At 35.9% G+C, this 22,103-nt stretch carries 19 protein-coding genes and 1 tRNA gene; 4 read left to right on the plus strand and 16 right to left on the minus strand.

Annotated elements, in window-relative coordinates; translation table 11 throughout:
- Positions 1-4: 4 nt before the first annotated feature.
- From FA045_RS05860 to FA045_RS05870, 3 genes are all read right to left on the minus strand, one after another.
- The gene (locus FA045_RS05860; protein ID WP_136875468.1) at positions 5-1,948 is read right to left on the minus strand and encodes a histidine kinase; all 1,944 of its coding nucleotides are present in this window, start codon (positions 1,946-1,948) and stop codon (positions 5-7) included.
- Positions 1,948-2,700, minus strand: a complete 753-nt coding sequence (locus tag FA045_RS05865) for a LytR/AlgR family response regulator transcription factor (protein WP_136875470.1) — start codon at positions 2,698-2,700, stop codon at positions 1,948-1,950. The genes FA045_RS05860 and FA045_RS05865 overlap by 1 nt, the downstream gene beginning before the upstream one ends.
- 284 nt (positions 2,701-2,984) lie before the next feature.
- The gene (locus FA045_RS05870) at positions 2,985-4,118 is read right to left on the minus strand and encodes an MBL fold metallo-hydrolase (protein WP_136875472.1); all 1,134 of its coding nucleotides are present in this window, start codon (positions 4,116-4,118) and stop codon (positions 2,985-2,987) included.
- A 405-nt stretch (positions 4,119-4,523) separates the two neighbouring features.
- Between FA045_RS05870 and FA045_RS18820 the strand changes: the two genes are divergently transcribed.
- Positions 4,524-4,679, plus strand: coding sequence for a hypothetical protein (locus tag FA045_RS18820; RefSeq protein ID WP_169305022.1), 156 nt, complete (start codon positions 4,524-4,526; stop codon positions 4,677-4,679).
- Here the strand turns inward: FA045_RS18820 and FA045_RS05875 are convergent, their stop codons facing one another.
- A complete protein-coding gene (locus FA045_RS05875) occupies positions 4,680-5,822 on the minus strand; it encodes a putative sensor domain DACNV-containing protein (RefSeq protein WP_136875474.1) in 1,143 nt (380 codons plus the stop codon).
- 682 nt (positions 5,823-6,504) lie between these two features.
- On the opposite strand from FA045_RS05875, the gene FA045_RS05880 reads away from it, so the two are divergent.
- Both FA045_RS05880 and FA045_RS05885 read left to right on the plus strand, forming a co-directional pair.
- Positions 6,505-7,221 (plus strand): pirin family protein, encoded by a 717-nt coding sequence (locus FA045_RS05880; RefSeq protein WP_136875477.1) that lies wholly within the window; start codon positions 6,505-6,507, stop codon positions 7,219-7,221.
- Positions 7,222-7,476: 255 nt separating this feature from the next.
- Positions 7,477-7,782 carry a response regulator gene (locus FA045_RS05885; RefSeq protein WP_136875479.1) on the plus strand — a complete coding sequence of 102 codons (306 nt, stop codon included), beginning with the start codon at positions 7,477-7,479 and terminating at the stop codon, positions 7,780-7,782.
- Between the two features lie 58 nt (positions 7,783-7,840).
- Here FA045_RS05885 and FA045_RS05890 read toward each other — a convergent pair whose 3' ends face one another.
- From FA045_RS05890 to FA045_RS05905, 4 genes are all read right to left on the minus strand, one after another.
- Positions 7,841-9,430 carry a S8 family peptidase gene (locus FA045_RS05890; RefSeq protein WP_136875481.1) on the minus strand — a complete coding sequence of 530 codons (1,590 nt, stop codon included), beginning with the start codon at positions 9,428-9,430 and terminating at the stop codon, positions 7,841-7,843.
- A 56-nt stretch (positions 9,431-9,486) separates the two neighbouring features.
- The gene (locus FA045_RS05895; protein WP_136875483.1) at positions 9,487-10,071 is read right to left on the minus strand and encodes a pentapeptide repeat-containing protein; all 585 of its coding nucleotides are present in this window, start codon (positions 10,069-10,071) and stop codon (positions 9,487-9,489) included.
- Positions 10,072-10,347: 276 nt separating this feature from the next.
- Positions 10,348-10,722, minus strand: a complete 375-nt coding sequence (locus FA045_RS05900) for a response regulator transcription factor (protein WP_136875485.1) — start codon at positions 10,720-10,722, stop codon at positions 10,348-10,350.
- A 51-nt stretch (positions 10,723-10,773) separates the two neighbouring features.
- Positions 10,774-11,997, minus strand: coding sequence for an MFS transporter (locus FA045_RS05905; protein ID WP_136875487.1), 1,224 nt, complete (start codon positions 11,995-11,997; stop codon positions 10,774-10,776).
- Positions 11,998-12,106: 109 nt separating this feature from the next.
- On the opposite strand from FA045_RS05905, the gene FA045_RS05910 reads away from it, so the two are divergent.
- The gene (locus tag FA045_RS05910; protein WP_169305023.1) at positions 12,107-13,390 is read left to right on the plus strand and encodes a DUF2130 domain-containing protein; all 1,284 of its coding nucleotides are present in this window, start codon (positions 12,107-12,109) and stop codon (positions 13,388-13,390) included.
- Positions 13,391-13,643: 253 nt separating this feature from the next.
- Here FA045_RS05910 and FA045_RS05915 read toward each other — a convergent pair whose 3' ends face one another.
- From FA045_RS05915 to FA045_RS05960, 8 genes are all read right to left on the minus strand, one after another.
- A complete protein-coding gene (locus FA045_RS05915) occupies positions 13,644-14,126 on the minus strand; it encodes a GNAT family N-acetyltransferase (protein WP_136875489.1) in 483 nt (160 codons plus the stop codon).
- A 127-nt stretch (positions 14,127-14,253) separates the two neighbouring features.
- Positions 14,254-16,623, minus strand: a complete 2,370-nt coding sequence (locus FA045_RS05920; protein ID WP_136875491.1) for a phosphocholine-specific phospholipase C — start codon at positions 16,621-16,623, stop codon at positions 14,254-14,256.
- Between the two features lie 345 nt (positions 16,624-16,968).
- Positions 16,969-17,835, minus strand: a complete 867-nt coding sequence (locus FA045_RS05925) for an aldose 1-epimerase family protein (RefSeq protein WP_136875493.1) — start codon at positions 17,833-17,835, stop codon at positions 16,969-16,971.
- Between the two features lie 60 nt (positions 17,836-17,895).
- The gene (locus FA045_RS05930; protein ID WP_225871287.1) at positions 17,896-18,843 is read right to left on the minus strand and encodes an FAD:protein FMN transferase; all 948 of its coding nucleotides are present in this window, start codon (positions 18,841-18,843) and stop codon (positions 17,896-17,898) included.
- Positions 18,844-18,914: 71 nt separating this feature from the next.
- Positions 18,915-20,237, minus strand: coding sequence for a Gfo/Idh/MocA family protein (locus FA045_RS05935; protein WP_136875497.1), 1,323 nt, complete (start codon positions 20,235-20,237; stop codon positions 18,915-18,917).
- A gap of 30 nt (positions 20,238-20,267) precedes the next feature.
- Positions 20,268-21,221: a formylglycine-generating enzyme family protein gene (locus FA045_RS05940; protein WP_136875499.1), complete on the minus strand. Its 954-nt coding sequence runs from the start codon at positions 21,219-21,221 to the stop codon at positions 20,268-20,270.
- Positions 21,222-21,403: 182 nt separating this feature from the next.
- Entirely contained in the window at positions 21,404-21,655 is a 252-nt protein-coding gene (locus tag FA045_RS05950; protein WP_136875501.1) for a GIY-YIG nuclease family protein, read from the minus strand.
- Between the two features lie 275 nt (positions 21,656-21,930).
- A tRNA-Val gene (locus tag FA045_RS05960) sits at positions 21,931-22,005 on the minus strand.
- Between the last annotated feature and the right edge of the window lie 98 nt (positions 22,006-22,103).

Below are 22,103 nucleotides of genomic sequence, written 5' to 3' on the forward strand. Positions count from 1 at the left end.
ATCATCATACCATTCCTTTTATTGGAATGGTGAGCCAAACCGTTGTGCCTTTATTTTCTTCACTTTTAATTTCGATACCTGCAGCTTCGCCACTTTGCTTTGCAATAATTGCTAAACGCTCTTTGCTAATGGCTGTAGCTAATGATTTATGATTTTTAACCGCTGTTTCTTTAGAAAAGCCTTTGCCATTGTCTTTAATTACAATCAATAAAGTCTCGTTTTTAACATCAAAATTTACAGTAATTATACCTCCTTTAACGTTCGGATTTATACCGTGTATAATAGCGTTTTCTACAAATGGTTGCATTAACATTGGTGGTATAGTTATACTTTCAGCATCATGGCTGTCGTCTATATTAATTTCATAGTTAAAAGCATCATCATATCGCATTTGCTGTAAACTGAGGTAGTTTTCTAGCGTTTCAATTTCTTCGCTCAGTTTTACTTTACTTTCTCTAGAGAGTTGTAAACTGCTGCGTAGCAACCTGCCAAATTGTTGTAGGTATTTTAAAGCTTTTTCATTTTGATTAAAGCGAATAAAACTTTGTAGCGCAGATAAGGTATTAAAAATAAAATGAGGTTCTATTTGTGTACGCAATAAACGTTGTTCTAACTGTATGCGTTCGGTTTCGCTTTTTAAACGACGTTGGCCTTGTATAAAATAGAGCAAAAGTGCTACCGTTATAGCTAATAGAAACCCTAAAGTACTTACCGCAAGCCAAAGCCTATTGCTTTGCAATTTGGCACTAGATAAGGCTACAGTTTCATATAAAGTGTTTATTGATTTATCTTTTGCCTTTAATTGTACAATTGTTCCCATTTCGGCAACGGCTCTAGCATTTTCTAATTCGTAAACAAATTTGGTACGTGCTAATAAAACATCATATTGTTGTGCAGCAAGCGTATATTTTTTTGAAGCGAAGTAGAAATCTGCCAAATTCTGGTCGTACAATAACATATTCTCATCGTCTACTTTATTAGGATATTTTTTTAAAAAGGAATTACATTTATTGAGGTAATATTTTGCACTATCTAATTGTTTAATAGCAACATAAACGCCAGCTAAATCAGTATAGCTAGTAAATAAATTACCTCTTAAAACACTTTCAGCATTTTTACCGTTCTCATTCTCATCCAACACATCAATCGCTAATCTTTTCTTATTATAAATTAAAGCTGAGTCTAAATTTTTTGTTGTAGTGAAGTAAGAAACTTTACTATCATAAATAAATTTTACATTAAGAAAATCTGGATGTTTTTTATACAACTGCTCCATTTTTTTTATGTAACTATACAAAGAATCTGTACTTCCATTTGCTCGGTAAAAACAAACTGCCATTTGGTTATAGGCTCTAAACTCTTCTTTTATATGGTCTTTCAATTTGGGTAAAAGGGCTATTGCACTTCTATTAAAATTGAAAGCATTTTTAAACTGTCTTAATTGAAAACTTGATTGTGCGGCTGCAAAAAACACAGTAATTTTTTGTTTGGGAGTTAGTTTTATTGCTGTATCGGCCAAAAGCATTTGTGCAGCGGCGTTATAATAATAGTTTTCTTGATGTATATTAAGTTCTAATAAAGCTAAATTGCCCAAACCCGAATATAATTGCACTTGATCTTCGGTGTAACCTTTTCTATTGCCCATTAATTCCCAAGCTTTTTGCATATGATATTTTAATGAGTCGAGTTTGTTCATCCCATAAAATACACCAGCTAAATTATAGTGCACTTTAGATCGTAATACCGAATCTGCTTTTACCTCGTTGTTTTTTAGTTGGGTATTCCAATAGGCTAACCTTTGCTGTAAATCTGGATTTTCTTTGAGCTTTTCGCTGGCCTGTTTAAAACTTAACAGTAAAGTTTGGGTTTTAGGCGTTGCCGATGGCTGTTTACAAGCATATAGCATCACCACTATTAATAATGCAAAATAATTAAACCTAAATTTCATTAGATATTGGTGTTAATTTGTTGTATGATGTGTTCTTTTCTTCTGCTCGAAACAGGAATTTCAGTTTGATCTTTTAGCAATAATGTGCCAGACTTTAAGAATTTATCTACGTAGGTAATATTTACCAAATAAGATTGATGGGGTCTTAAAAACCACTTTTCGGGCAATAGCTCATCATAAAATTTTAACGGTTTAGAAATCATTATTTTTCTATCCTCTGATAAGAAAAAAGTAGTGTAACTGCCTTCACTTTGGCAATAAACAATTTCTTTTAACTGTAAAACCTGCAAAAACTCTAAGGTATGCAAAACCAAGCGGCTCTCTAAGTCATTTTCTGGATGTTTTAATTGCGCTTTAATGATTGAAAGCTGTGTTTTTTGATTCTGCTGGTCATTTTCTTTTACCTTAAAAATCTTATCAAATGTTTGCCTAAGTTCATTTTCATCTAAGGGTTTAAGCAGGTAGTCTATTGCTCCGCATTTAATAGCCTTAACCGCAAAATCATTATATGCAGTAATAAATATTATTTTAAACTTAATTTCTGGTAGCTTACTTAAAATATCAAACGCAGTGCCATCAGTAAGTTGAATATCCATTAAAATTAATTCCGGATTGGTTGCTTTGATTAACACTAAAGCCTCGGCTACACTTGTGGCAGACCCAATTAAGTTGCAATTGGGTTCTCCTTGCACCAACCATTCTATCTCTTTGCGAACAGCAGGTTCATCCTCAATAATTAAGGTTCTTAACATTTAAAATTGTTTATATTTCAGCTCACAATATCCAAAATTATTTAACAATTAATCACATTTATCTACAGTATAAACTGGATAAATCCCTGTTTATAAACAAAATAGACAGTCTCGTTTCCCCAAAAATAAAATATAGTTAAATTTTTAATTGTTTAAACAACTAGATTTTTTTCTAAATATGAAAAATGAAAAACCTAAAAAAATAAGTTTAAACCAAACATTTTTTTTTGAAATAAAAACATATTAAATTATTCAAAATGGATATTAGCTGTAGAAACAACTATTTATTTTAATCCAACCCACCACTTTTTAAATGGCTGATTAATATCATCTAAATATACCAACTGACCAATAATTGGAGTAACCAATGGCATATTTACATCTTTATTAAGTTCTGTTAGTTTACTTAAAGGCTCATCCCAAGGGTGGTTTGCCAAAACAAATTTCGAAGAATGGACAGGAAACAACCTTTTCGCTCTTAAATCTTTTGCGGCTTGCAAAGTCTCTTCTGGTAACAAATGGATATATTTCCATTTTTCATCATACTGGCCATTTTCTAAAATGGCTAAATCAATTTCACCGAACTTTTTACCGATTTCCGCATAATGTGTATCGTATCCGCTATCTCCACCAATGTAAATTTTACGGCTTGGGGTTTGCAAAACGTACGACATCCATAAGGTATTGTTTCTGGTAAAACCCCTGCCCGAGAAATGCCTTGCCGGAGTGGTATGCACAAAAAAACCGCCTCCAAAATCTAAGGTTTCATTCCAATCTTTTTCTAAAATTTTTGCTAATGGATATCCCCAAGCTTCAAAATCTGCACCAACACCTAAACCACAAATTACTTTTTTGGTTTTATCTCTCAGTTTTATCAATGTTTCATAATCAACATGGTCGTAATGATCGTGTGAGATGATCAAATAGTCTATTTCTGGCAAATCTTCAACTTTATATCTTTCTGTTCCTTTAAACGCTAAAACAGTACCTGGTATTGGTGAAGCATTTCCGCTAAAAACTGGATCAATTAAAAGACGTTTTCCATCTAACTGAATATAATAAGATGAATGCCCAAACCAAACCAAAATATTTTGCTCAATAGGTAATTTCAATAAATCTACCTTTTGAGATGGAATTTGATCTATTGGCGATAAGCGTGGATATTCAGTAACTAATTTATCATAGATCACACCCATCATGCTGTAACCTTCGGTTAAAGAAGGTGTATGATTTAAATTAACAAACTTTCCGTCTCTAAAATTTGGGGATTTTTTGATGCGTTCTAACCTCGCCCCTACTGGGCTTTCGCCAAAAACATCACGTTTCATGTAAAAATAAGTTACAATAATTAATACAAAAATTAATATTAGTAGGATAATGCCAAGCCACTTAAAAAATTTGAAAACTTTTTTACTCATCAATTTTAAATTTTATTTATTACAAACTTGAGTTCGATTAATATTATCGTTTAATAACACCCCGGTCTGCGACCACCCCTCTGAAAGAGGGGAATTGCAACCTCTATTCCCCTCCTTTGGAGGGGTGCCTGAAAGGAGGGGTGGTTAAAACCGTAATAAACTACTTATATGAAGCCCAATTATAAATTAATAATCGAACTTAGGTTACAACAACTACTTAAACATGTGCAGAAATTGAAACAATCATTCATCTCAAACTATCAAGTTTTATTAAATATGATAAAAAACAAGCCTATTTACAACCTAAAGTTTTAAAAAACGTTAGTTATCCACATTTTTAAATTTCGCTAACTAATTGGCTTTGATTTTGTTATAAAGATAATATCTACCGTAAAACATCTACCTATGATTATTAAATTAAACACACCCTTCTATTTAGCAAGGCAAAAAGAAGAAAAAATTACCAAACCATTAACTGTAAAAGAAAAAGTTAAAGCAGATCGTTTATTTATGATGATCTTACTCATACTTACCATTGTTGGTGCGGTTGTAATGGTTTAACTACAATAGCAAGGTATCAATTCTGTGGGCCTGTACCATATTTAAAGTAGGCGACCAACTAAAAACCGTAAAATGTCCATCTTGCGATGCAACTAAGGCTTGGGCATTTCGCTGATCGTAAATAAATTGAGCGGCGGACAAATGCCTAGTTCCACCAATTTTTGCAGGGTGAACAACCACTGCCTCACCACCAGCAATAGGCTCAGAATAAGATAATTCTTGAATGTGTCCGCTACTATTTGCTCTTCCAGTTTTAGCCCCGAAAGCCAATAATTCATAAGTATCAGATATAATAGTAGCGCCATCAACAGCTGTTAACCCAGCTAAATGATCCACTTCTCTTTTTAGCGCACTTTGCCAAAATATTTCACTCGAATCAGGATTATCCTTGTGTATCAAATCTGCCAAACCCATAAACACTGGCTCTAAAGCATAACTAATAGGGTGAATTACAGATTGCTTCCAATCGTCTGTTCCATTTTGCACAACTAAAACAGAACCACCCCTTCCATGAGCACGCATAGAAACTGCCAGCTGTATTAAAACATTTGCCGAGTCGTTCCAATAAGAATGTGCAGTTAAATCTAAAAGCGATAAAAGTATCGATGGGCAATCTGCAGAAGCAGCCGACTGTTCTTCAACAATTTTAATTTGATCGCCTTTTAAAACGGCCACATTGGTGTATTTACCAAAACCATAAATGCGGCGGTGTTTAATTACTAGCAACCCAGGTTCAGAAACATCAACCACAAAACAGTAATTCGGTATATTTAGCGTAGTACCCCAAATGTGTAATTTATAACCATCGTGCCAAACGCCAATATGTATCCCACCACGCTCAACGCCCGGGGCTAATTTTGTTAAAACATTTGGATTTAAAGGCAAAGTGTGGTTAAAAATCAAAGGTTTACCAGCTTGCTCTGGCGGTAAAAAAGCGATAGAAATTTTAGGCGAATGGCCTTCTTCTTTACGTAAACTTGCCCAAAAAGCAGCATCTAAAATGGCTTCAATAACCCTTGCAGGCGGTTGGGGTGCCAAATCTATTTCGCCTTTAGCATTAGCCTCTGCCAGATGGTTTGCAAAATGCGCTTCTAAAGTTGGCGCTACAATTTTTGCTGCTTGATAAGTTGCTCTATTTACCATTTTACTAAGTTATTATTTTAGTTAGTTAAAAAAGTAGACAAAAAGTAAAATATAATATGTTTGGTTGGTTAGGTGTTGAGTTGGTTAATTGGTTAGTGGTTACTTTCTAATATTGGAAAAGCAAATCCATTAATCTTCGGTTATGGTAGTCCCGTTTTTCGCTTTATCCCCATGAACGGGATGCTCGCTCAATGTCATTGAGTTAAGTACAAACGCTGTCAGTCTGAGCGCCTGCCTGCGGTAGGCTGGTAGTCGAAGACCTTTCAATGGTTAAAAATAAAAAATCATTTGTCCTTCGACTACGCTCAGGATGACAATTATTTTTTATTTTCTCCTTAACTTAAGGACATTGCATGCTCGCTAGAACCGGGTTTAATTAACTCAGTTTTGTGAAACGTTTGAGGGGTTCTTGTGCACCGCCCATTGTTCATAAACCCGACAGCAACGGAAATCTTTTTGTGAAGCTGACCCTTCGACTTCGCACAGAGTGACCACACAAAAAATTGAAGTGTATGGCGGGACTTAAGCTGCCAAGAATTACTGCCTTTCATTTTCTAAAAATTGCAGTTACACAACTTACCAACTCCACACAACTAACCAACTAACCCAATCAACTTCTTATCCTACATCAATGCACAGGGTTTTAAACGAGCCTATATTTGTATCAATAAATAACAACGTTATGGCACAAACAGTAGTACACAAAGCCAACACTCGAGGAGTGGCAGATCATGGCTGGTTAAAAAGTTATCAGAGTTTCAGCTTCGCTGGATATTATAATCCAGAACGCATTAATTTTGGTGCTTTAAGAGTTTTAAACGACGATATTGTTACTGGAGGCATGGGTTTTGGTGAGCACCCTCATGATAATATGGAAATTATCTCTATCCCATTGGAGGGAGAGTTACAGCACAAAGATAGCATGGGCAACACGGCAACTATTAAAGCTGGCGAAATACAGGTGATGAGTGCTGGAACAGGAATTTACCATTCTGAGTACAATGCTGATGCAAAAAATCCGGCTAAGTTTTTACAGATTTGGTTGTTTCCTAACAAGAGAAATGTTACGCCACGTTACGATCAAATTTTATTGAATGATACGGATAAAAGAGATGAATTTGTTCAAATTTTATCGCCTAATGCAGCTGATGCTGGTGTTTGGATTTACCAAGATGCTTGGTTTAATTTGGGAAAATTTAATACCGATGTTACCAAAACCTATAACTTGAACAAAAAAGGTGACGGGGTTTATATATTTGTTTTAAAAGGTGAAATTGAAGTGAATGGGCAAATATTAGCAACCAGAGATGGTTTTGGTATTTGGGAAACGGACAGCTTTGAAGTAAAAGCAATTAGCGATGCCGAGTTTTTAATGATGGAAGTACCGATGGAGTTTTAAGCCTCATCCGACCGCCTCGGCGGCCACCTTCTCCAAAGGAGAAGGAATTGCATTGAATTAAAAGAAAACAAAAAATAATTGTCAGCCCTGAGCGTAGTCGAAGGACAAATTATTTTTTGTTTTTGACAATTGAAAGGTCTTCGACTACGCTCAGACTGACAGCCATTGCACTAAACTTAATGACGTTGAGAGGTGACGAAAAGGAAGTGGTTCAATTCCAGATTTTTTAAACAGAACATCAAATATTAAATTGATATGCAGAAAATCGAAATTTTAATTGTTGGCACCAATAAGCCGATTATGGAAACCATAGCTCGCTTAATTGATAAGGAAGAAAAATGGCTGGCTACAATTGCTTATACTGTTGAAGAGGCTTTAGCACTTTGCAGATTAAAAGATTTTAGTTTAGTGTTAATTTGCGCTGGCTTAAGCAAAGATGAGGAAAACCAATTGAGCTTAAGCTTAAAACAATTGAAAGCTGATTTGCCATTTGTTAAACATTATGGCGGTGGCAGCGGATTGCTGTATGCCGAGATTTATCAAGGACTTGCCTTACAATAACATTTTTAAACCACATAGGCACATAGCTAATTATACTATGTGCCTATGTGGTTATTTTTTACTTATAAGTTGCTGCTAGTTTTAAAGCATTGTAAGCATTTACAATTCCGCCAGATACACACAAATCTGCAAAAGGAACATCTACTGTGTCTGCACCTTTCATATTTTTAATACTACGGTTTACTTTAACTACCGATTTCATGATGATTTCTTTAACCTGAACAGCACTTAATTTAGGGTAATAAGAACGAATTAAAGCTGCTAAACCAGCAACAACTGGGGCTGCCATACTTGTACCATCTTGTACCGAATATTTATTATCATCTGGAATTGTTGAATTGATGCGAACACCTGGAGCAAAAACATCTACAGATGTTTTACCATAATTAGAAAATGCTGCTTTTAAGTTTTCATCGTCTTTATAATCTGATGCACCAACTACAATGTACGAACTAGCAACGCCACCATCTAAATATTTTTTTGATGGGAAGTTAGGTTCTACATCTGTATCCTTATTATCATTACCAGCTGCATGCACTAATAAAACATCTTTGCTTACTGCATATTTTACGGCTTCATCTACTATAGCTTTATCCCATGAGTAACCTTTGCCAAAGCTCATATTTAAAACCTTAGCTCCGTTATCTGCCGCATAGCGGATGGCATTTGCTACGTCTTTATCACGCTCATCTCCGCTTGGCGTGTTGCGCACACCCATAATCATTACGTTAGCTGCAACACCTTTTATTCCGATTGCATTTGTTCTATCGGCGGCAATTATACCAGCAACATGAGAACCGTGTAACGCATCTGGACCCTTAATATCATTGTTGCCGTAAAAGCGCTCTTTGCTATTGTTTGGATCATCGCCAACAATATCACGTGGATTATAATCTACATTTAAGTTATAATTTACCATTTCGTAAGCTTGCTTGTAACCGGCTTCAATTTGGCTGGTGTAAAATGTAGAAAAATCCATTTCTTTCATTACGTTTAATAATGCTCCTTTTACACCTTCTTCTTGTTGGCTTGTTGGCTTAAATGCTTCTATATCAGCAATTGTTGGATTAGGTTTCCCAATTTTTTTAACAATTTGATCTAAGTAAAATTTAAAACCGGTAATACCTGCTAAATCACTTTTAGCTGTAACAAGTCTCTTTTCTAGTTCTTCTCTATTTTGTACAAAAATTTCATAATCGGCTTTGTCTTTTTCGGCTATGGTAGCAGCGGTAACTTTTGCAAAGCGAGCTTGATCTCTCCTAACCAAACGAGTTAATTCTAAAGTTTCAAATTCAATTGATTTACCATCTTTACCACCTAAAAAGTTCCAGCCATGTACATCATCGATGTATCCGTTTTTGTCATCATCAACACCATTTCCTGGAATTTCTTTGGTATTTTTCCAGATTACGCGTTTTAAATCTTCGTGATTTAAATCTACACCGCCATCTATTACTGCTACTAATACAGGAGTAGATTTTTTACCTTTCAGTAATTCTGTATAAGCTTTTTCGGTGCTGATACCGAAAATAGAATCTGTTTTTAAATCGAAATTTTGCCAATTGGCTTTACGTTGTGCGTTTGAGAGAAATGGTAAAGCCGTAACTAAAGCAACGACTAATAAGTTTTTGAAAATGTTCTTGTTCATATTTTGGTAGTACTGTGTTTTTATAAATGGAAAACGAAATAACAGTTTTTTTATTTTTACTCAGCCACAATTATGCCATAATTTGTAAGTAGGCCAGCTAATCCGCTTTGGGCAAATTTTGCTTTACGCAACGTATTCTTTTCTGGATCGATTACATAATTAAATGATGATGAAAAATTTGCTCCGTTTAATGTGCTTTGCATAAAAATAGCCCGATCAAAATCGCAATTGATGAATTTGGTATCGGTTAAATCTGCTTCAGAAAAATCTGCTCCTTTTAGCGAACAATTTTCGAATTTGGCTTTGCGATTTTTCTTTTTCATGAAAGCAGCATAATCTAAAATGCACTTGCTAAAATTTATACCGAAAAGAAAATCTTTAGCGTTTGAAAAATCTGCACCAACCATTTTGCAATCGGTGAATTGAATATTATCTAACCCGATTTGAGCAAATTTTACCATACTTAAATTACAATTGATAAAGGTGCATTTAACGAAATTGCATCCGTAAAAATTGGCTTCGGATAAATCTGAATTTTTAAAGGTACAATCTTCAAATTGTGTTTGTTTTGAACCGATTGGAAGTTGGGTGATTTTTTCAAAAACTTGATCGAAATGATCTAAACTTGCTGGTGTTGACATGCCCGCAAATTACGAAAAAGCAGAAATAATTTAGAAGGCGATTTGCTGATTGTGGAGAAGATTTCCGCAAGAAAAGCAGAAATAATTTAGAGGTTGATTTTGCTACTTGCGATGCAAACTTTAATAATTGCAGAAATTTGCATTTTAAACCTGACAAAGCGAAAATCCTTTTTGCAAAAAAACCCGTAGCATTTGGCTACGGGTTCGCAAAAAGATTGAAGCGATGGCAGGACTGAACCTTACCAAAGCATTGCTGAAATCGCTTTTCTAAAAATATTATGCCGCTTTTTTCTTATCTAAAAGCTTTTTAATTGTGTTTTCGATATCGTCTAAATCAAACGGTTTACTGATGTAATCGTCTGGTGTTGCAGCTTCACTCATTTGTTTGCTACGCACATTTGCCGACATTACAATAACGGGAATATGTTTGGTGAAAGGATCGTTTTTTAAATCGTGGCAAATTTCTATGCCATTACCATCGGGCAACATCACATCTAAAATAAAAAGATCGGGAATAGAATCTTTAAGTTTACTCTTCATCTCTTTAAAAGTTGATGAAAGTTGCAACTCGTATCCTTCGTCTTTTAACAAAAATTCGATGATGTAACCTATGTCTTTATCGTCTTCTAGAATGTGTATGCGTTTTTTCATAATACTATAAACAATCTCGGTTAATTATTGTTTGCACACACAAAACTTTTTTTAATTATTTTTTTCATCTGTTACTTGCTCATTATAATTTAACGAATAATAACCATAAGCACAGAACAATAGCAACACTACACTACTAAGCCAAAGTGTGTTATAACCTAATTTTTCGGCAATATAAAAGCCGGCGACTGGTGTAATTTGAGCAACAGACCATGCAATTGAAAAACCCGCTGCATATTGGCCTCGGTTAAATTCGTTACTTCTTTTAATTACAAAAGTATTGATGAAAGGCATGGAAAACATTTCGCCAAAGGTAAAACCAATTACACAAAGCAAGGCTAATACGATAGGAAATGAGCTTGGCAATACTAAAAACATAAATGAAACACTTACAATTAATACACCTGTTACAATATAAAACTGTGGCGATTTTTTATTTTCAATTTTGCTAATCATTACCATTTCTAGCAAAGCGATGATGGCTCCGTTTACACCTAGAATTAAACCAATCATAGCCTCATCAATATGCCATTCTTTTTTAAAAAATACTGGTACAACCCTAAACATTAAGAAAAAACAAGTGGCAAAAAGGCAAGTAAGCAGTACGAATTTAATAAACCAAACATCTTGCCAAGGCTTACGAACAATGATGTTTTTAGTTTTCTCTATTGCTGCTTTCCTGAAACCTTTTACGGCTGGTAGCAATAGCAATATGGCAAGGCCTACTAAAATACTTACCACACCATCAACCAAAAAAAGTAATTTATAATTGATGGAAGCGATTAAACCACCCATGGCAATACCAAATGAAAAACCAATGTTTGTTGCCAAACGATTTAAAGAATACGATCTAGTTTGGTTGCCTGGCGATGAATAAGCGGCTATTGCGGCGAAATTTGCGGGCCTAAATGCATCGTAAAAAAAGCTAATGAGTACCGACATTACGCACAAAGCCGTAAAATTAGTGATTTGAGAAAATGCCAAAAAAAGCAATCCGCCAATTACCGACGAAACGATTTGAACCGGCCTAAAACCAAACATATCGGTTAGTTTACCGCCGGCTGCTGCACCTAAAATAGCTCCTACCCCGAAAAGGGAAATAATTAAACCGGCATCAGACTCTGGCCTATTTAACGATTGTGTAACATACAAACCCATAAATGGTACGGCCATATAACCACAACGGTTTAGTAAAATTACACCACTAAGCAACCAAGTTTCTCTACTTAAGCCAGTAAAAGATGTTTTGTAAGTATTAAGAATTTGACGTAGCATTTTGTAGTTGGAATGGCAGCCAAAAATAGACAATTGGCTGTAAATTTCTATTTATAATTTCTGTATTTTTGAATTCGCCCAAAATTCGGTGCGCGATAAAGCTTAGCACATGTCAACAGAAATAAAATGCCCAAATTGCAACCATACTTTTCCTATTGAAGAAGTAATGGCAGAAGAATACAAACAGGATTTACGTGAGAAGATGGTTTCTTTTACCAAACAAAAGGAAGAAGAATTTTTACGCAAAGCGGAAGCATTTGAGCAACAAAGAAAGCAACAAGAAGAACTTTACGACAAGCAAAAAAAGCAGCAGGAACTGACTTTTCAGCAAAAGCTAGAACAAGAAAAAGCTGTTTTACAAACCACCATGGCAGAAAATTTACGCAAAACCATTAGCGCCGATTTCGAAAATCAGTTGCGAATGAGTAAAGAAGCCAATTTAGAAAATGAAGAAAAGTTGAAGCTAGCTCGTGCTAAAGAAATTGATTTTTTAAAAAAAGAACAAGAGATTAAAACTCGCGAAGCTGAATTGGAGTTAAACATTCAACGTAAACTACAAGAGCAGCGTGAAGAATTGGTTGCTCAAGTGCGTAAGCAAGAATTAGAGAAAAATAATTTAAAAGATACCGAACATCAGCTTCGCGTAAAAGAACTAGAAAAACAGCTAGACGACCAGAAAAAATTAGCCGAAGAAATGAAACGTAAAGCCGACCAAGGCTCTATGCAATTGCAAGGCGAAGCACAAGAATTAATTTTAGAAGAACTGTTGCGTAACACTTTTCCGTTCGATTTAATTGAGGAAGTTGGCAAAGGTGTTCGCGGAGCGGATTGTGTGCATAATGTGCGTAACCAATTTGGGCAAGAATGTGGGCGGATTATTTATGAGAGCAAACGTACCAAAGATTTTTCGATGGAGTGGATTGAGAAATTGAAAAAAGATATGCGCAGCATGGGTGTAGATGTGGCAGTTATTGTAACGCAATGTTACCCAAAGGGGATGGATTGTTTTGGCGAAAAAGATGGCGTTTGGATTTGCTCTTTCGATGAGGTTAAAGCGGTTTCATACATATTAAGAGACGGAATTGTGAAACTTTTCGGCGCTACTAAATCACAAGAAAACAAGGGTGATAAAATGCACATGTTGTACGATTACTTAAACGGAAATGAATTTTCTGAGCAATGGAAAGCTATTCGTGAAGGTTTTATGAGTATGAAACTTTCTATACAACGTGAACGTGATGCCATGGAGAGATTATGGAAAAGCCGTGAAAAGCAATTGGAAAAAGTATTGTTAAATGCAGCTCATATTCGTGGCTCTATTGAAGGAATTTCTGGTAATGATAATATTCAGTTGAGCTTGGGCGAAGATGATGATGATTTGTTGTTGGAATAGGTAAAGAGTTACGTCATATCGACAGAGCGTAGCGACGAGATATCCGTTTTTTTAACTACTACTGTTGATATGCCATAATTTACTCAATAGCTAGGTCAATTTGGCAACAGATTTCTCCTCGTGAAGAACTCGTTCGAAATGACGGCAGGATAAGTCATTTAATGATCAAGATCGGCAAATATCATTTTGATTTATCCCTAACACAAGCATTCGCTTAGGTTTTGTTTGGTTACCTTGCGGTTTAAAATAGAAGCTATAACTCTTTCACCATCCAAATATCACAACCAAAATGCCCCGAGTTGCCTAAAGCACTACATTGACGCTCAAAGCCTAATTTTTTATATAAACTTACTGCTTGATTTAATTCTGGCATTGATTCTAAATAGATTTTTTTGTAACCAAAAGTTTTAGCTTGTTCAAAACATTTGTCCATTAAAGCTACACCCAAGCCTTTACCTCTTGCGCTTTGGTGTAAATAAAGTTTAACTAACTCACAGATATCTGCAGGCAAACCTTCGGTTGGAAAAATCCCACCGCCACCAATTATTTTACCATCTTCTTCTACCACCCAATAAGCAGAGTTAGGCAATGTAAACAAAGTTGATAAATGGTTCGTACTTTCATCAAAGTAAGCAGTACCAGGTTTATTGGCCTTAAATTCTGTTAAAACGGCTTTAATTAATTCGCCTATGGCTGCATCGTCTTTTGGTTGTATTGGTCGTATTGTTGGTTGCATTTTTTATAATTTTCGTCATACCCAACTCGATTGGGTATCGTAAAGATTTTGATAGGCTAATATCGCATTAAGATTAGCTTCGCTGAACACTGCGTGATTCCCGCTTTTGCGGGAATGATGCAAAAATTTAAACAATCCCTCCCATAAAAGGATCGGTTATCGATTCATCGCCAGTTTCTACGTGGCCGGCATAGTGTTTCAGGAAATTAGTTTTACCTTTTATTTCAAGCTTAAAATCGTACCAACCTTTACTTTTCTGTAAATTAAGTGAAACTATTTTCTTGCTATTTGCAGCAATCCTGATGGTTTTCGAATTTGCTTTGTATACATCATCTATAATTTGAATTTGCAAAGCAGCTGTTTCCAAGTTTTCTAACAAAAGCTGAATATTTCCTGTAGGCTTTTTAATCAATCCACTTTGTTCGTACACACAATTTACACTTAACAGCGGATCGTTTTGATCTCCTTTAAAATGCCTAAAAAATCCATTCGGACCATCAACCACTAAATTATAAACACCATTTTCAAAATCTGCTATTTTCCAGTTATCGCGAAGTTCATCTCCAGCATTTACCGCATAAGCCCAAGTTTTACCTGCGTCATTTTTGTAAATGCTTGGCGTGTAAACATTAAATGGTGCTCCCCTATTTTCCAATTTCTGTCCAAATGCTGTAGCTTTCGAAGCAAAATTTAACACCAAACTTTCACCAATTATTTTAGAATCTACCAATAGTTGATAAGGCAATGCACAAGCCGGTTTAGTTCCTTTTTCTTGTACCGCAGCATAAGTTGACGCACCATTTTGAAAAGGTAAAATTGTATTTATTTTATCAATTTCAGTTTGCGAAAGTTGTGTTGGTGTTACTTGTGCGGGCTTTGATTTTGCGTTTTGGATACCCAAAACTACGTTATCCCTTTTCAGTCTGGGTGGTACATTTAACTGCTCGCCATTGTACGGCCTAAAAACTGAAGTTAAATCGCCACAAATTGCCCTCCGCCATGCACTAATGTTATCGCTTTTAATTTTTTTACCTGTTTTGTGGCTCAAAAATTTCTCTAAAAACATCAACGAAGAAGTATGATCAAAAACCTCTGAATTTACGTAACCACCTTTGCTCCAAGGCGAGGCCACCATCATAGGTACGCGATAACCTAAACCAATCGGACTGTCTTTTTTAAACTCGTAATCAACCCAAGTTGCTAAACCTTCGCTTACTTTACCTGTTGATGGATCGTTAGGTTTTGGCGCTACAAAAGGCGGCAAATGATCAAAATAACCATCATTTTCATCGTAGGTTAAAATGAAAATTGTTTTCTTCCAAACTTCTGGATTTTTAGTTAAAATATCTATCGCCTCGCTAACATACCAAGTACCATAAAGTGGCGAACTTGTATGATCTGAAAAACGTTGTGGCGCTACCAACCACGAAACCAGCGGCAAACTACCTGAATCAACATCTTTTCTAAATTGCTCAAAAATATCTTCCTGAGGGATATTTAAAGTTTCCTGTTTCCCTTCTTCATTGGTATAAGTTAATGGCGCTAATTTTAAATAATCTTTATTATCAATATTTGTAGTAAATGCTTTATCAATCAGGTTTTTTTCACGTTGTGAGAGTTTGTTGTATTTTGCCAAAACCTCATCGGCTGTTAAAGCTGGTTTACTAGTTTCATCTCCGTTTTTACGAAAATAAGCCGATAATTTTACCTGATGTCTTTTAACATATTCTAAAGGATTATCGCCATAATTCCCCAACCAATCATCAACCTCGCCTTCTGGCAAATTGGCTGTCCAAATTTCGTTTTGGTAAACCTTCCACGACACACCATTGTCTTCTAAAATTTCTGGAAAAGTTTGCCAATCTACAAATACATTATCTCTTGATTCGGCTTGCGAATTGTTTACCGCAGCTACATTATTTGCATTTTGCTCAGGGCGAATAGTACCTGTCCAAAAAAACAATCTATTTGGCGTTGTACCAGTTAACGACGAACAAAAATGATGATCGCAAATGGTAAAAGCATCGGCCATGGCGTAATAAAACGGAATATCTTCTCGCTGGTAATAAGCCAAACTCATCAAAGATTTTATAGGAACCCATTTATCGTATTTCCCTTTGTTGCGAGCAGCTACCTGATCGCTCCATGAGTGCGGCAAACCGCCTTGCCAAGTAATTTTGGTTTTATTAATATCTACATGAAATGGCGCAAAAGTATTCCCCTTTTCATCGTTTTGTAGCCAAACTTTATTGGCATTTGGCAATGTTTTAGCTCTCGGATTGTTAAAGCCTCTAACGCCTTTCATTTTACCAAACATGTGGTCGAAAGATCTATTTTCTTGCATCAAAAACACCACATGTTCTGCATCGTAAAATGTAGTGCCTGGCTCGGCATTTATAGCCATTGCCTTTTGTATAGACATTGGTATAACGTTGGCTGCACCAAAAGTACTTGCCAGCAATGATGCTTTTTTGAGAAAATCTCTTCTAGAATCCATTCGGGTATGATCAATTTTGAGCTTGCTAATATAATGCAGAAAATATAAATGTTTGTTATGTTAACATCAACATTTTGATTATAATTTGAAGCGCAGAAACTGTGATACTTGGGTTAATTCAGTCCCGCGAATGCTGCTTCCGATAAATCGAAATCCGCGTATATCGGGGCTATTTTTTTAGGCAACATGCTTTTTTGCACTTGCTTTGTACCTAAACCCGATTGAAGTGAAAATCTTTTTTGTGTCATCCTGAGCGTAGTCGAAGGAAAGCAAAAAAATTGAAACAGAAAGCGGGGCTACAATTGCCAAGAATTACTCCACTTCCATTTACTAAAATAGACAACTTTAAAAACAAGTTACTTGCCAAGTTCTTTCCCAAAAACCATTCGGTGCTAAGGTATTTATTCCTTCTTTTTGGGCTAACTGTTGGTTATGATTTACGGAATCGGCTATGCCGCACCAAGGCTCTAAACATACAAAATCTGCATCTTTTGCTGCCCAAATTCCGAAATAAGGAAAATCCTTAAAATTAAAATCTAGTCCGTTATAGTTTTTATCGTTTAGCAAAGAAATGCTATCGCTTTTTAGGTTTTTAAACACCAAGGCATCATCATAAAACAGTTCGTGTTTTAGACAGAGTTTGCCATTATGGAGCTTTATTGTTGAGGTTTGATCTGAAATTAAGTTATCTACTATGTGATGATAGGTTAACTCATCATCGTTATTAAATTGCAAATAGTAATCGGTATAATCCCCTTCTTTATTTAAAGGAGCCGCAAAAGCGGGATGCCCACCCACCGAAAACAATAAATCTTTGTTTCCAGGATTAGAAACCTCGTAAGTACAACAAACGCTTGATCCATGTATTTTATATCGCAAAGCCAACTTAAATTCAAAAGGATAAACTTTTAAAGTTTGTTCGTTGTGCTGTAAGGTAAAAAGAACTTCGTGCTCATTAATTTCTTCAAAATCAAAATCCATATCGCGGGCAAAACCGTGTCTGGGTAATTGATAAGTTTTATCTTCAAATGAGTAAGTATCGTTTTTTAAAGCACCAATAATTGGAAACAACACCGGACTAAACTTGCCCCAAAAATCAGCGTTTCCGCTCCACAAAAATTCAGTGTTGCTGTGTATTCCTTTTATACTTTGTAGTTCTGCACCTTTTTTTGAGAAAGAAACTTTAATATGCTCGTTTGCTATGGAAATCATGATGGATAAAAATAGAAATAAGAATTTCGATTGCCTAAATAATTAACAAACAATAACAATTTATTTAACAATCATTTGCTTAAAGCCCGCTGTAAGTGTATCAGTTACTGTACCATCTGTTTTTTTGTAAATAATATAAGCCTCCAGGTTTTTTTTACTTTCTACAAATTTAATGGCCTTTTGTACTGGCATCAGCATTAAAGCATTGTCATAACCATCGGCATCTATTGCTTTTTCGGCAAAAATGGTAACGCTAATAATTCCATTATTAATTGGGTAGCTAGTTTTTGGGTTGATGATATGCCCATAATTTTTACCATTAAAAGAGATGTATTTTCGGTAGCTGCCTGATGTGGTAACTGCACCTTGTTTAAATGAAATGATATGCTTCATATCAGGATTTTCAAATTCATTAGTAGTTGGTCCTTCAATACCAATTTTAATTTGGCTACCATCTGGCTTTGGTCCTTTTGCCCTAATTTCGCCGCCTAACTCAAAAACGTAACTTTTAATTCCTTTGCTTGCTACGAAATCTGCAACAACATCCACAGCATAGCCTTGTGCAATGCCATTTAAATCAATTTCTATGCTCCTGTTTTGTTTGCTTAAGCTCTTTCGTTTGAGCTTTATTTTATTCATACCAATTGAGGTTTTTAACAAGGCATTTATTTTGTTAGTATCTGGTAGATTTTTTTGTGCTTGCGCTCTATAAAAGCCCCATAAACGCATTAACGGCTGTATAGTAATATCAAAAAACCCGTCTGTTTCTTTATTAATTTGGAAAGATTTTTTGAGCACAATGTTCATGTGTGGATCTACCTTAATTTTTCCTGCTGGCATGGCATTAAATTTACTGATGGTAGAGTTTGGTTTGTATAATGACATCGACAAATCGACAACATTTAAAATGCTATCGATTTGTGATTTGGTAACTAAGCTATCTGTAGCAAAATAGCTGGCAGCATAAGTTGTACCTTGTGCTTGTCCGCTAATTTTATACTCTCGCATAGGCTGATTTTTAGTCCACGAAATAAAAAAAAGCGTTAATAAAAGTATCGAATAGTTAAAGTTTGACAACATTAAAGCACTTTAGTTTTACCCGGCATGGCAATGGTATACAATCCGTTAGCATCTGGTAGCGATTTTGGCATTGCATCCCAAGCTAGTTTTTCTGGGAATAAACTATTTTCGGCTTTTAGTGCATCATCCCATTTAATTACCTCGCCAGAATAGGTAGCGTAACGACCAATTATCGAAGTGAAACAACTTTTTGCCGCTCTTTCAGTATCCCAAAATTTATATTCGCCTTTAGAAATTGCTTCAAATAATTCATCATGCTCGGTTTGGTAAGGATTTGCATTTCCTTTTCTATCGTGATTAAATATTTCTTTACCTTGCTGATCCCATAAAATACCTGAGTTATTGGCTGACAGATATACCTTACCCTTTGTGCCTTGAAAAGTTTCATCCACTCTGTTATTTGTGCCTTCAAAGTGGCGACACTGACTGTAAATCACCGATCCATCTGCATATTTAAGTTCAACCGCATGGTTATCGTAAATTTCGCCATAATCTTTACCTGTACGCCATGCTCTACTGCCTGTACCTTGTACCGAAACGGGATAAGCATTTTTTACCCAGTTGGCAATATCAATATTATGTACGTGTTGCTCTACGATATGATCGCCACATAACCAATTGAAATAATACCAGTTGCGCATTTGATGTTCCATTTCAGTTTGATTAGCAGTACGCGGTTTAACCCAAACGCCACCACTATTCCAATAAACTTGCCCAGAAACAATATCGCCAATGGCCCCATCTTGTATTCTTTTTAAAGTCTCTCTATAATTGGTTTGATACCTGCGTTGCAAACCAACTACTACATTAAGTTTTTTCTGCTTTGCAATTTCTGCTGCAGCTAAAACTTTACGGATCCCGGGAGAATCTACCGCAACAGGTTTTTCCATAAATACATGTTTACCTTGTTTAACAGCTTCTTCGAAATGCATTGGTCTAAATCCTGGAGGCGTTACCAATAAAACCACATCTGCTAAAGCAATTGCCTTTTGGTAGCCATCAAACCCTACAAACTGACGTTCTTTTGGCACATCTACTTTGGCTCCAAATTTTTCTGCCAAAAGCTTGTAACTGCCATCCAAGCGATCTTGAAAAGCATCGGCCATTGCCACCAATTTAAGATTAGATTTTGTGTTTAATGCCTGAAAAGCAGCTCCAGTTCCTCTGTCGCCACAACCGATTAAAGCAATTTTTATGGTATCATCAACAGAAGAATTTACTCCTGCCCAAGAGTAGCCGCTCATCATTACACCGCCAGCAACTAAAGCAGAGGTTTTTAGAAATTCTCTTCGCTCTTTTTGCAAATCGTTTTTGTTTGTCATTGTATTTAGGTTTTTATGGTTAAGGTTGATTTAAAAATCTTTAATTGGCGGTTTATTATAGTAGGCATCTATTTCAGCTTTTGTTGGTTCTACGGCTGGCCTAACTAATCTAATCCCTATAAAAGGTGCTTCGGGGAACCACCAATTACTTTTCGGTATCTGTGGATCTATTTGTTTCCATGCAGGATCTGAAGTTGTTCTTGCCGCAGAGCGTAGATATTTTGTCTCATCTTCATAAGAGCCACCACGCACAACTAGAGGATAAAGTTTATCGGGTACAGCCACCGGATTTTTTGTATTTGCAGATGAAGCATAAAAATCTGTGGTATACTGGTCGTAAGTCCACTCGGCTACATTGCCATGCATATCATGCAAGCCCCAAGCGTTTGGTTTTTTTTGCCCTACTTCTTGTGTTTTTTTGTCGCTATTGGTTTTAAACCAAGCGTATTCTGCAAGTTTTTGTTCATGGTTTCCAAAACTAAATTCAGCTGTGCTACCTGCTCTGCAGGCGTACTCCCATTCTGCTTCGGTTGGTAAACGATAAAAAATGCCTGTACGAGCATATAACCATTTGCAAAACTGTATGGCGCTGTATTGTGTCATGGCTAATGCTGGGTGGTTTTGTTTACCCATGCCAAAGGTCATATCTAAATATGGTTTAGTGGGTCTTGTTACAGCATCAACCTGTGCTGGGATATTTGAGCTATTGCTTTTTTCGTAATCCTTATATAAAAATGGCTCAAAAATATCCCATGTAACTTCTACTTTGCTCATCCAAAAAGCATCTAATTTTACGTTATGAACTGGCAATTCATCGGCATTGCCAGTTTTGCTACCCATTAAAAATTCGCCGGATGGTATTGCCTGCATGTCAAAGACCAATTTGGTGCCTTCAATTTTTTGTTGATAATTTTTATGTTGCTGCGATTTAACCTGATTATTGATCAATACGCAAACGAGCAACAGTCCAATTTTATAGATCATGGGACTAAAATTATAAAAAGATAATTGAAATTGGCTATTGGCATTAACCAAAAGTTAACATTTTTCACCAAAAGATGGTAAAATTTTTGCAGATAACATAAAAAAGCCCCAGATTTCTCTGAGGCTTTCTGTGGGAAATGAGGGGTTCGAACCCCCGACCCTCCCGACGAAATGTCGGGATACTATGAACCAGCTGAGCTAATTAATTGCTCAATTAATTTTCTGCTTTTCCATTTCTTAATCGCACGTTCTCTTGCATACGCTTTGTCTTTTGTTTCAAACTGCTCCGTATAAACTATAAGCCAATCGCCTGTATGCCCAGTAAAACCTGAATGATTTGAATTATGTGATTGCAATCTGCTCTCAAGGTCTCCAGTTGAGCCAACATAATATTTATTCCTAATTTCAGAATAGAGAATATAAAGAAAATACATCCACTAAGTTAACTTTTTGAGCATAAAAAAAAGCCTCAGATTTCTCTGAGGCTTTCTGTGGGAAATGAGGGGTTCGAACCCCCGACCCTCCCGACGAAATGTCGGGATGCTATGAACCAGCCGAGCTAATTAATTGCTCAATTAATTTTCTGCTTTTCCATTTCTTGGTTGTCAACGATCTTACATCGATTCAACAACTTTTGTACATGATGCAACATCCACTAGGATAACTTTTTGAGCATAAAAAAAGCCCCAGATTTCTCTGAGGCTTTCTGTGGGAAATGAGGGGTTCGAACCCCCGACCCCCTCGGTGTAAACGAGGTGCTCTGAACCAGCTGAGCTAATTTCCCTTTTTTTGAATGTTAATTTAAACTAACCCTCTTCCCTTTCTGAAAATGAAATCCTTCCTTCGTTTTGGGAATGCAAATATAGTGTGTTATTGCAGTTT

Source organism: Pedobacter cryotolerans (assembly GCF_005116475.1).
GTDB classification, from domain to species: domain Bacteria; phylum Bacteroidota; class Bacteroidia; order Sphingobacteriales; family Sphingobacteriaceae; genus Pedobacter; species Pedobacter cryotolerans.

Bases quoted from the DNA above. Each gene is read 5' to 3' on its own strand.
- FA045_RS05860 (WP_136875468.1), bottom strand. From the start codon at position 1,948: ATGAAATTTAGGTTTAATTATTTTGCATTATTAATAGTGGTGATGCTA.
- FA045_RS05865 (WP_136875470.1), bottom strand. From the start codon at position 2,700: ATGTTAAGAACCTTAATTATTGAGGATGAACCTGCTGTTCGCAAAGAG.
- FA045_RS05870 (WP_136875472.1), bottom strand. From the start codon at position 4,118: ATGAGTAAAAAAGTTTTCAAATTTTTTAAGTGGCTTGGCATTATCCTA.
- FA045_RS18820 (WP_169305022.1), top strand. From the start codon at position 4,524: ATGATTATTAAATTAAACACACCCTTCTATTTAGCAAGGCAAAAAGAA.
- FA045_RS05875 (WP_136875474.1), bottom strand. From the start codon at position 5,822: ATGGTAAATAGAGCAACTTATCAAGCAGCAAAAATTGTAGCGCCAACT.
- FA045_RS05880 (WP_136875477.1), top strand. From the start codon at position 6,505: ATGGCACAAACAGTAGTACACAAAGCCAACACTCGAGGAGTGGCAGAT.
- FA045_RS05885 (WP_136875479.1), top strand. From the start codon at position 7,477: ATGCAGAAAATCGAAATTTTAATTGTTGGCACCAATAAGCCGATTATG.
- FA045_RS05890 (WP_136875481.1), bottom strand. From the start codon at position 9,430: ATGAACAAGAACATTTTCAAAAACTTATTAGTCGTTGCTTTAGTTACG.
- FA045_RS05895 (WP_136875483.1), bottom strand. From the start codon at position 10,071: ATGTCAACACCAGCAAGTTTAGATCATTTCGATCAAGTTTTTGAAAAA.
- FA045_RS05900 (WP_136875485.1), bottom strand. From the start codon at position 10,722: ATGAAAAAACGCATACACATTCTAGAAGACGATAAAGACATAGGTTAC.
- FA045_RS05905 (WP_136875487.1), bottom strand. From the start codon at position 11,997: ATGCTACGTCAAATTCTTAATACTTACAAAACATCTTTTACTGGCTTA.
- FA045_RS05910 (WP_169305023.1), top strand. From the start codon at position 12,107: ATGTCAACAGAAATAAAATGCCCAAATTGCAACCATACTTTTCCTATT.
- FA045_RS05915 (WP_136875489.1), bottom strand. From the start codon at position 14,126: ATGCAACCAACAATACGACCAATACAACCAAAAGACGATGCAGCCATA.
- FA045_RS05920 (WP_136875491.1), bottom strand. From the start codon at position 16,623: ATGGATTCTAGAAGAGATTTTCTCAAAAAAGCATCATTGCTGGCAAGT.
- FA045_RS05925 (WP_136875493.1), bottom strand. From the start codon at position 17,835: ATGATTTCCATAGCAAACGAGCATATTAAAGTTTCTTTCTCAAAAAAA.
- FA045_RS05930 (WP_225871287.1), bottom strand. From the start codon at position 18,843: ATGCGAGAGTATAAAATTAGCGGACAAGCACAAGGTACAACTTATGCT.
- FA045_RS05935 (WP_136875497.1), bottom strand. From the start codon at position 20,237: ATGACAAACAAAAACGATTTGCAAAAAGAGCGAAGAGAATTTCTAAAA.
- FA045_RS05940 (WP_136875499.1), bottom strand. From the start codon at position 21,221: ATGATCTATAAAATTGGACTGTTGCTCGTTTGCGTATTGATCAATAAT.
- FA045_RS05950 (WP_136875501.1), bottom strand. From the start codon at position 21,655: ATGTATTTTCTTTATATTCTCTATTCTGAAATTAGGAATAAATATTAT.